The organism is Kitasatospora sp. LaBMicrA B282, assembly GCF_050325825.1.
Classification (GTDB): Bacteria; Actinomycetota; Actinomycetes; order Streptomycetales; family Streptomycetaceae; genus Kitasatospora.
In genome coordinates, this window is the sequence record NZ_JBNQTI010000198.1 from 4,410 (window position 1) to 13,625 (window position 9,216).

At 72.9% G+C, this 9,216-nt stretch carries 10 protein-coding genes; 4 read left to right on the top strand and 6 right to left on the bottom strand.

Annotation, left to right across the window (positions count from 1 at the left end):
- Nucleotides 1-45: 45 nt before the first annotated feature.
- Nucleotides 46-462: an organic hydroperoxide resistance protein gene (locus tag ACQRUO_RS34390; RefSeq protein WP_428320079.1), complete on the bottom strand. Its 417-nt coding sequence runs from the start codon at nt 460-462 to the stop codon at nt 46-48.
- 144 nt (nt 463-606) lie between these two features.
- Here ACQRUO_RS34390 and ACQRUO_RS34395 point away from each other — a divergent pair, with 144 nt between their 5' ends.
- Both ACQRUO_RS34395 and ACQRUO_RS34400 read left to right on the top strand, forming a co-directional pair.
- Complete coding sequence (locus ACQRUO_RS34395) at nt 607-1,101, top strand: MarR family winged helix-turn-helix transcriptional regulator (RefSeq protein WP_428320080.1); 495 nt, start codon at nt 607-609, stop codon at nt 1,099-1,101.
- A 131-nt stretch (nt 1,102-1,232) separates the two neighbouring features.
- The gene (locus ACQRUO_RS34400; RefSeq protein WP_428320081.1) at nt 1,233-1,580 is read left to right on the top strand and encodes an antibiotic biosynthesis monooxygenase family protein; all 348 of its coding nucleotides are present in this window, start codon (nt 1,233-1,235) and stop codon (nt 1,578-1,580) included.
- Nucleotides 1,581-1,695: 115 nt separating this feature from the next.
- Here ACQRUO_RS34400 and ACQRUO_RS34405 read toward each other — a convergent pair whose 3' ends face one another.
- The 5 genes from ACQRUO_RS34405 to ACQRUO_RS34425 all read right to left on the bottom strand — a co-directional run bounded on the left by ACQRUO_RS34405 (nt 1,696) and on the right by ACQRUO_RS34425 (nt 6,623).
- Nucleotides 1,696-2,604: a phytoene/squalene synthase family protein gene (locus ACQRUO_RS34405; protein WP_428320082.1), complete on the bottom strand. Its 909-nt coding sequence runs from the start codon at nt 2,602-2,604 to the stop codon at nt 1,696-1,698.
- A 66-nt stretch (nt 2,605-2,670) separates the two neighbouring features.
- Nucleotides 2,671-3,378 (bottom strand): RICIN domain-containing protein, encoded by a 708-nt coding sequence (locus ACQRUO_RS34410; RefSeq protein ID WP_428320083.1) that lies wholly within the window; start codon nt 3,376-3,378, stop codon nt 2,671-2,673.
- Nucleotides 3,379-3,649: 271 nt separating this feature from the next.
- Nucleotides 3,650-4,390 (bottom strand): hypothetical protein, encoded by a 741-nt coding sequence (locus tag ACQRUO_RS34415; protein ID WP_428320084.1) that lies wholly within the window; start codon nt 4,388-4,390, stop codon nt 3,650-3,652.
- An 81-nt stretch (nt 4,391-4,471) separates the two neighbouring features.
- The gene (locus ACQRUO_RS34420) at nt 4,472-5,263 is read right to left on the bottom strand and encodes a hypothetical protein (protein ID WP_428320085.1); all 792 of its coding nucleotides are present in this window, start codon (nt 5,261-5,263) and stop codon (nt 4,472-4,474) included.
- A 454-nt stretch (nt 5,264-5,717) separates the two neighbouring features.
- Nucleotides 5,718-6,623: a hypothetical protein gene (locus ACQRUO_RS34425; RefSeq protein WP_428320086.1), complete on the bottom strand. Its 906-nt coding sequence runs from the start codon at nt 6,621-6,623 to the stop codon at nt 5,718-5,720.
- A 355-nt stretch (nt 6,624-6,978) separates the two neighbouring features.
- On the opposite strand from ACQRUO_RS34425, the gene ACQRUO_RS34430 reads away from it, so the two are divergent.
- Nucleotides 6,979-8,037: a right-handed parallel beta-helix repeat-containing protein gene (locus ACQRUO_RS34430; protein ID WP_428320087.1), complete on the top strand. Its 1,059-nt coding sequence runs from the start codon at nt 6,979-6,981 to the stop codon at nt 8,035-8,037.
- A 54-nt stretch (nt 8,038-8,091) separates the two neighbouring features.
- Nucleotides 8,092-9,123 carry a methyltransferase gene (locus ACQRUO_RS34435; RefSeq protein ID WP_428320088.1) on the top strand — a complete coding sequence of 344 codons (1,032 nt, stop codon included), beginning with the start codon at nt 8,092-8,094 and terminating at the stop codon, nt 9,121-9,123.
- Nucleotides 9,124-9,216: the final 93 nt, after the last annotated feature.

The following is a 9,216-nucleotide window of genomic DNA, read 5'->3' on the forward strand; positions in this document are numbered from 1 at the left end:
CGTGCCCCGTCGGTTCGCGGGGCACGGCGCTACGTCAGAGCGTCCTTACTCGACGACCAGGGTGACCGGGATGTTGCCGCGGGTGGCCTTGGAGTACGGGCAGAAGGCGTGCGCCTGCTCCACCAGCGCGTGGCCCTGCTCGTTCTCCAGCTCGGCCGGCAGCTCGACCCGCAGGGTGACCGCGAGCGAGAAGCCGCCGTCGCTGTCGTCCTTGCCGATACCCACCTCGGCGGTGACCGAGACGTCCTTGACGTCGACCTTGGCGTTCCGGGCGACCGCGCCCAGGGCGCTGGCGAAGCAGGCGGCGTAGCCGGCGGCGAAGAGCTGCTCGGGGTTGGTGCCCTCACCGTTGCCCCCCAGGGCGGCCGGGAAGGCGAGCGGGAGGTCGAGCCGGCCGTCGGAGCTGACGGTGCGGCCCTCGCGGCCGTTGGCAGTGGCAGCAGCGGTGTAGAGCGCGTCCATCGAAATCGTCCCTCGTCCCTCGGTCTGGTCAGCACTGGTCGGGCGGTCCCGGCGACCTCGCGGTCCCGCCCACGGCCATAATCATTGCATGCAATTCAGTTGTGCACAACAGAGCCGTCCACAATCGACTTGTATCCTGAGTCCATGGCCTCCGTGACCCCGCAGCCCCAGGACCGGCAGCAAACCCCGCCGCCCGCCGACACCACCGACGGGCTCCAGCTCGACCTCCAGGTCTGCTTCGCCGTGCACGCCACCGCCCGCGCCTTCGACCGGGCCTACCGCCGCCTGCTGGCCGAGCTGGGCCTGACCTACCCGCAGTACCTGGCCATGATGGCGCTCTGGGAACACGGCGAGCTGCCGGTCAAGCGGCTCGGCGAACTGCTGCGCCTCGACTCCGGCACCCTCTCCCCGCTGCTCAAGCGGCTGGAGGCGGCCGGCCTGGTCCGCCGCGAGCGCAGCCCCCAGGACGAACGCTCGGTGATCATCCACCTCACCGCCGAGGGTCGCGCGCTGCGCTCCCCCGCCGAACGCGTCCCGTACGGGATCGCCGCCGCCAGCGGACTGACCCACGCGGAGGGCGCCGAGCTGCGCCGCCGGCTCGAGGAGCTGACCGCCAACCTCGACGAGTTCGCCGGCTGAGCTGGTGCGCCGGCGGAGCGGGGGGCGGAAACCGGCCACCGGGGTTGTGAGTCGAGGGGTGTCCGCGAGATCGTTCGAGGCGACCGTGCCGGTGCCGTGACCGTGCCGGTGCCGTCTCCTGGAGGACCTCCGTGGCCGATCCCGCGCCCGCCCCGCTGCCCGACCCGCCCTACTACGCCGTGGTGTTCACCGCCGTGCGGACCCCCGGCGACGACGGCTACGAGGAGACCGACGAGCGCTTGCTGAAACTCGCCGCCGACCAGCCGGGGTTCCTCGGCCTCGACGCCGCGCGCCGGGCGGACGGCCTGGGGATCACGGTGTCGTACTGGCGGGACGAGGAGTCGATCGCCGCCTGGCGCGAGCACGCGGAGCACGCCCTGGCCCGGGCCCACGGACGCGAGCACTGGTACGCCTCATATTCGCTGCACGTGGCCAAGGTCGAGCGCGCCTACGGGTTCACCCGCCCGGCCGACCAGTAGGGGTCGCCCCGGTCACCGGCGTGCGCCTGCCCGCCCACGTCACCGTCGACCACCTGACCGGCCTGCCGGTCCCCCGCTGACCCTGACCATCCGCAATCGGCTCACCGCAGTCGGCTCACCGCAGCCGGCGCGCCTGCCGGTACTCGCCGCCCAGCACCCGCAGCGCGGCGAGCTTGCCCGGGCCGGCGGAGCGGCGCAGCAGCGCGGCCAGGTCGGCGCGGGCGGCGGCGCTGGTGAGCTCGTCCAGGCAGATCATGCACCGCACCATCGGCCGGTGGGCGGGCGGCACCAGGTCGAGGACCGCACGGCCCCGGGCGAGGGTGCGGTCGACCTGGTCGAGCTGCTCGGCGAGCAGCGCGCGCACGGCCGGCAGCGGCCGGGCCTGCGCCAGGTCCTCGCGGGTGACGCCGTGCGCGGCCAGCGCCTGCTGCGGCAGGGTGAGGCGGCCGTCGGCCAGGTCCTCGGCCAGGTCGTTGACGAAGTCGAGCCGCTGGCTGGCGTCGATGTAGGTCCGGCAGCCCGCCGCATAGGCGCGCTGGTCCCCGCTCGGTCCGAGCAGGGCGGCGACGACCAGGAAGCCGGGCAGCGAGTACTCGTCGAGGTAGCGCTGGTAGTCGTCCTCGGTGGCGAAGCCGGTGAAGTCAAGGTCCGCGGTGGCGGTGGCGAGGAAGGCGCGCACCCGCTCGCCCAGCACCGGGTGGCTGCCGACGCTGTGCAGCAGCGGGCGCAGCTCGGGTTCCTCCGTTGCGCCCGCGGCCAGCGCGGCGCCGACCTGTTGCTCCCAGCGGGCGAAGGCGGCCTTGCGCTCGCCGACCGGGCCGCTGTCGAGCAGCGTGTCGGTGCGGTGCATGAAGGCGGCGGCGGCGATCACGTGCGGGACCAGCTCGGCGGGCAGCAGCAGGCCGGCGGCCAGCGTCACCTCCCGCTTGTAGCGGGTGACCTGCTCGCGCAGTTGCCCGTACTCCGCGCGCAGCCGGGGTTCGTCGATCCCGGCCGCGTCCAGGGCCCTGGCCCACCTGCTCACGTCTGCACCCTTCCTCCGCCTGCTGCGCCGGCCCACTGGTGGGCCGGCGCATCCTATCGGTCCGGCTCAGGAGGTCAGGACCCACTTCTGGTTGGCCAGGCCGTTGCAGTCCCAGATGCCGATCTGGGTGCGGTCGGTGGTGCTGAAGCCGAGGTCGTCCAGGCACTTGCCGCTCTGCACGTTCTTCAGCGAGCCGTCCGGCTGCGGCACCCACTGCTCGGACGGGCTGCCGGTGCAGGTGTAGATCTCGACGTTGTTGCCGTCACTGGTACCGCCGTTGACCACGTTGAGGCACATGCCGAGGCCCCGCACGGAATAGTCGACGCCCAGGGTCCACCACTGGGCGCCGGTGCCGTTGCAGGTGAAGATCTGCACGGGGGTGCCGCGGTTGGTGCTGCCGTGCGCGATGTCGAGGCACTTGCCGGCGTAGCCCACCAGGCGGCCCTGGGCGCCGGCCTCGCCGACGGTGACCTCGCGGATGGTGTCGGTGGCGCGGTCACCGCCGTTGCAGAACGCGGTGGAGGTGCCGTTGCCGGTGACGTCATTGCCGCCCGCCCAGTAGGTGATCGGCTGGTTGTCGATCACGTAGAAGCAGACGACCCGGACCTGCCAGATGGTGCCGGGCGAGACGTTGCTGCAGGTGGCGGAGGCGGACGGGCCGCCGTAGCCGGTGGAGCACTGGCCGGGGCTGTCGGCCTGTGCGACCGACGGGAGCACGCTGACGCCCACCAGGGCGAGCAGCGCGGTGAGCAGGGCGGCGACGGATCGTCGCATGAGGGGGTCCTTTCGGATCGGCGGGGTCGGCCGACCGGCGCTGTGCACGGCGCGGTCGGCGTTCGCCAAGCCTGGCGGACCAGCTGATCGCCCGTCAACTGATATGAAGATCTTTCTTCTATCGCTTCATCTCAGCAGATGCCCTGCCCTGCCGGACCCACCGAGCTGACGGACCGTCAGATCGATGCCCACGCCGAAGCCCCCGCACCGGGCGGGGGCTTCGGCGAGCGCGGTCAGACCGTGCGATCGGTCATCCGGACCGTGCGGTCGGTCACCACCAACGGTTGATGGCGAACCAGCTCTTGCCGTGGTGCGGGTGCGCGTAGTGCGAGTGCGCGTAGCTGCCGGTGCCGCCGGTGCCCGAGGTGCCCGTGCCGGTGCCGGTGCCGGTGCCGGTGCTGCCGGTGCTGCCCGTGCTGGTGCCACCGGTGCTCGGCGCGGGGGTCGCCGTGCCCGGGGCCGGGGTCGCCGGGGCCGTGGTGGCGCTGGCCGTGCCCGAGATGTTGTTGTAGCGCAGCGGCGTGTAGTAGCTGGTCGGCCAGCCGGCCACCGAGCTGGAGTTCAGGTTGCCCTGGTACTCGCTGGTCAGCACGCTCGGGTTCTGCTCGGAGTAGTAGTTGAAGGTGCCGGCGTTCTGGTCGATCCAGCCGCCGAAGAGGATCACGTGCTCGTCGGTGTAGTCCAGCGCGTCGCCGGGCTGCAGCTGGCTGCTGGCGATCTGGGTGGAGACGCTGGGAAGGGTCTGGGTGACCAGGCTGTCGTCCAGGTGCCAGGCCATCGAGACGTAGCCGGAGCAGTCCTCGCGGTAGGAACCGTTGCTGTCGCTGTAGTTCGACCCCTGGTCGTACGGCACGCCCTCGGTGACCCAGCTCTGGGCCCGCTGGATGACCTCGTCACGCGAGATGCTGCCGTCGACGGCGGATGCGGCGTGGGCGGGCACGGCGGTGAGCAGGGAGGCGGCGCCGACGCCGACCAGGCCGATGGCCCAGCGGCGGAACTTGGGGTGAGGCATGGGAGTCTCCAGGGAAGGGAGAAAAAGGGCAGGGGAGGTCAAGCAGGGTGAAAAAGGGTGAAGAAGGGTGAAGCGGGTGGATCAACCGAGCCGGGTGGCGACCGCTGTGAGGAGGTCACCGTCCGATCCGGTGCTGTAGGGGGCGGCGTGGGTGCTCGCCCATTCGTCGAAGTGGACGACGGCAAGGAGGCTGCCCTGCTGGACGGCGTACAGGTGGTCCGTCTGCGGGCCCGACGCGGAGATGCCCTCCACACCGGTCCACTGGCGCGACCAGGCGGTGCCCTGGGCGGTCGTGGCGGTCTGAGTGACCACCGCGTCGGCCGGGATCTTCGACTTGGTCTGCAGGGCGCGGGACTGGTCCTGGCAGCTGCCCATCTGGGTCAGCAGGCTCTGGTAGGCGGCCCGGGCGGCCGACGCGTCGGCGAAGGTGAAGACGTCCTGCTCGGCCGGCGTCTGGAAGGTACTGACGTAGGCCAGCTGCTGCCAGGTGGTGGCGCCGGTCACCGAGGAGCACTCGTTCACCTGGACGGCGTGGTCCACCTGCTCGGTGTGCGGCGCGGCCAGCGGCTTCCACTGCTGGACGGCGCCGTCCGGCAGCTCGGCGGCGGTCAGCAGCGCCGCGGCGGGCGAGGCCGAGGAGGCCGCTGCCGGGGCCGGCGGCGGGGGTGCCGCGGACGGTCCGGTGGTCGGCGCCGCGACGGCGGCCGCCACCGTGCTCGCGGCGGCCGCGGGCCCGGCCGCGCCACCACCTCCGCAGGCGGAGAGCAGGACGGCCGCGGCGCCGGCCGTCCCGACGGCACCCCAGACGACGCGGCGGCGGATCCGCCGGCGACGGCGTCGGGCGTGACGTGGCGGAAGAGCGGAAGCGGGCATCGGGTCATCCTTACGAGATCGCCGAGCCGCGGCAGCGGACCCGGGAGGTCAAGGCACAGCGGTGCCAGGGCACGGGTGTCACAGGTTCACAGGTGTCACAGGTGTACGGCGGTGGCCGGTCGGCAGCTGTCCGGCCGGGGCCGACAGGGCCCCGGGGAGCGGGTGCCGGTCCGGCCCTCGGGATAAGGACCGGGTGAGGAACCGCCGGGTGTGCCGGGATTCTTGCCCGCTCGTTCGCGTACTGTCAATGTCACGCGCAGCCACCGGGAGTGTGTTCAGAACCACTCTCCAGTTCCCGCTCGGAACGCGTTAGCTTGGTCGGTCGTGCCCGGTTTGCGGCCTGGTTACCGGCTTCGCGCGGTCTCCGGACATGCCGGCGGGACCGGCCCTGGCCACCGCCAGAACCGGCCCCGCGTCCGCTGCGCACCCCGGACCGAACCCGGAGTGACTCCCGTCACTGCAAGGTGACCACCTGGTGCATGCCGAGCACCGCGTGACCGACGCCCAGCTGCTCGTCCGGCACGGTGTCGATCAGTGCGTACGTCCCCGGCTGGAGCCCGTGCGCCTGGATCGAGGCCTTGTGGTCCGGCGAGAGCATCCCGAAGCCGGTGCCCGGCCCGGTGAACGGCGAGGCGAGCTGCGTCTCGCCGCCGGCCGCGGCCGTGAAGTAGGCCGTCAGGTCCGCCTCGGTGGTCCCGGCGGCCACCGGGCGCAGCTGGAACTCGTGCAGCTCCGCGGACTCGTTGTGCACCAGGTAGGCCAGGTGCGCGTGGTCCACGTCCACGGTGTGGAACCGGGGCCCGGCCGCCTCGTCCTGCTCGATCACGATGCTGTCGTCGTACCGGGCCTGGTTGGCGTTCTGACCGCCGGTGCCGGCCAGGTCCAGCCGCTTCACCACCGGGTGCGACGGGTCCGCCTTGAGCGCGGTCAGGTCGACCAGGTAGACCGCGCCGGGCGAGACCTCCTCGGTGAACTGCTCGTGCACCGTCGCCGTCACCAGCGCGCCGCCCAGCGCCTCCGACTCGGTGCGCACCGCCTTGATCCCGGCGGCCGCGGTGCTCTGGTTCGGCCCGTAGGCGTCGGCCAGGTCGTGCAGCACCTGGTCGATGGCGACACCGTCGTGCGGGCGCAGCAGCTGCAGCTGCCGGCCGGCCGGGTCGTCGGTGGCGATCCGGAAGCTGACCAGGCCGCCGGTGTGGGTGTCCGGCGCCTGGATCCCGGCGGTGTTGACGTTCACTTCGATCGGGTGGTCCTCGGGCGAGGCCGCACCGGCCGGGCCGGCACCGCCCACCGTGGCGACCAGTGTGAGGGTGGTGCCGGCCACCACCCGGGTGACCCGGCTCAACAGCTGCTCCGACATGGGATGGGTGTCCTCCTCCTTGCGTCCGTACGGCTGCGGCGGGCCGGGCGGGTGAGGCCGGGTCACCTCCTCGTCGAGGGCCCGGCGGCCCGGCGGCGCGCCCAGGCAGAGATGCCCGGCCGAGTCGCTCGCCGCGCGGGCGGCGGGCAGATATGAACCGATCGGCGTACCGCAGGCGGCCACCCGGTCTGCCGGAGCGTGAGCACGAGTGGCGGTCGGTGATGAGCGCCCATAGTTTCGGGACACGGACACGCACAGCCGGGCGCGGAGCGCGGCGCCGCCGTCGGACTGCGCGCCGGTCCGTCGCTGAGCTGGGAGACTCCTTGCCAGGGTCCTGGAAAGCAGGTTGGGACTCATGCCCACTCGACGGGCCCGCCATCTGGCGGGCGCCACCGCCGGTCTGCTGATCGGCCTGGGCGGCGCCTCGCCCGCGCACGCGGCGACCGTCCGGGTCGTCCACCCGGGTGAGTCGATCCAACGCGCCGTCGACGGCGCGCAACCGGGTGACACGATCCTGGTGCTGCCCGGCACCTACCACGAGAGCGTGCAGATCGGCACCCCGCGGCTGACCCTGCGCGGCACCGGCCGGCAGACCGTGATCACCCGCGGCCCCGACGGGTCGGCGGGCGCCTGCGCGCAGGCCGGCCACGGGATCTGCGTCACCGGGGCGGCCGGGCAGCGGATCGCCGGCGACCGGATCGAGTCGCTCACCGTCGCGGGCTTCGCCAAGAACGGGATCTCGGCCTCGGAGACCGACCGGCTGACGGTCCGTGACGTGCTGGCCCGGGACAACGGCGAGGAGGGGATCAGTCAGGAGAAGTCCACCCGCGGCCGCTTCGAGCACGACGAGGCCGCCCACAACGGCCAGGCCGGCATCTTCCTGGCGAACATCGCCTACGGCAAGGGCGGCGCGATCGACACCGAGGGCGCGCGGATCAGCGACGACTCGCTGCACGACAACCGGATGGGCGTGGTGGTCCGCCGGGTGCGGGACCTCACCGTCGAGCACAACTCGATCACCGGCAACTGCGCCGGGGTCTTCGTCGTGGGCGACGACGGCCGCCCGCGCACCGGCGCGCTGACCGTGCGGCAGAACCGCGTCGACCGGAACAACGCCTACTGCCCGCCCACCAGCACCCTCCCCTTCGTCCAGGGCACCGGCATCGTGCTGACCGGTGTGGAGTCCACCCTGGTGACCCACAACGAGGTCGACGGCAACGTCGGCGCCTCGCCGTTCTCCGGCGGGATCGTGCTCTTCCGCAGCTTCGTGGGCGGCCCCAGCGCCGGGAACACCATCAGCGACAACACCGCCGCGGACAACGGGCCGGCCGATCTGGCCGACCGGGACGGCGGCCCCGACAACACCTTCAGCCGCAACACGTGCCACATCTCCGAGCCCGCGGGCCGGTGCTAGGGCACACGCCGTTGGGGCCTCCCCCGAACCACCTCGACCAGAATGGCGGCGCCCATGACCACCGCTCCCTCCCACACCGCTCCCCCGGACATCCGCCTGCGCGAACTCGTGTTCGGCGCGGCCTGCGCCGCCGCCGTGCGCGCGGCCGCCGGCCTGCGCATCGCGGACGCCCTCGACGACACCCCGGCCAGCAGCGGGGAACTGGCGACCGCGCTGGGCATCGAACCGGGCCCGCTGTCGCGGCTGCTGCGGGCCCTGTCCTGCTACGGGATCTTCGCCGAGACCGCGGACGGCCGGTACGTGCACACCGAGATGTCCCGCCTGCTGCGCGAGGACTCCCCCGACAGCCTGCGGTACATCGCCCTGTGGTGCACCGCGCCGTGGACCTGGGAGGCCTGGCCGCGGCTGGACGACGCGGTCCGCTCCGGCGCCAGCGTCTTCCCGGGGCTGTACGGCAAGGAGTTCTTCGACTACCTGCACGACGACGCGACGGACTCGGCCCGGGTCTTCGACAAGGCCATGACCCACTCCAGCCGGCAGTCCGCCCACGACCTGGCCGGCTTCCTCGACCTGACGGGCATCTCCAGCGTGGTGGACATCGGCGGTGGCCAGGGCCACGTGCTCGCCGAGTTGCTGGAGCGTCACCCGCTGCTGCACGGCACCCTGCTCGACCTGCCGGCCGTGGTGGCGGGCGCCGACCCGCGGCTGCGCGAGGGCGGCCCGCTCGCCCCGCGGGTCCAGCTGGTGCCGGGCGACTGCCGCGACCGGGTCCCGATCCAGGCCGATATGTACATCATCAAGAACATCCTGGAGTGGGACGACGACAGCACCCGCCGCACGCTGCGCAACGTGGTCGCCGCCGCCCGTCCGGGCGCCCGGGTGCTGGTGATCGAGAACCTGGTCGACGACAGCCCCTCGATGCGCTTCACCACGGCCATGGACCTGCTGCTGCTGCTCAACGTGGGCGGCGCCAAGCACTCCAAGGAGAGCCTGCTGACGCTGATGACCGAGGCGGGCCTGACCATCCAGGACGTCCGGCCGGTCAACTCCTACCTGCACGCCTTCGACAGCACGGTGGCCGGCTGACCCCCGGACCGGCACGAGCGGGGGGGGGGGGGGGGGGGGGGGGGGGGGGGGGGGGGGGGGGGGGGGGGGGGGGGGGGGGGGGGGGGGGGGGGG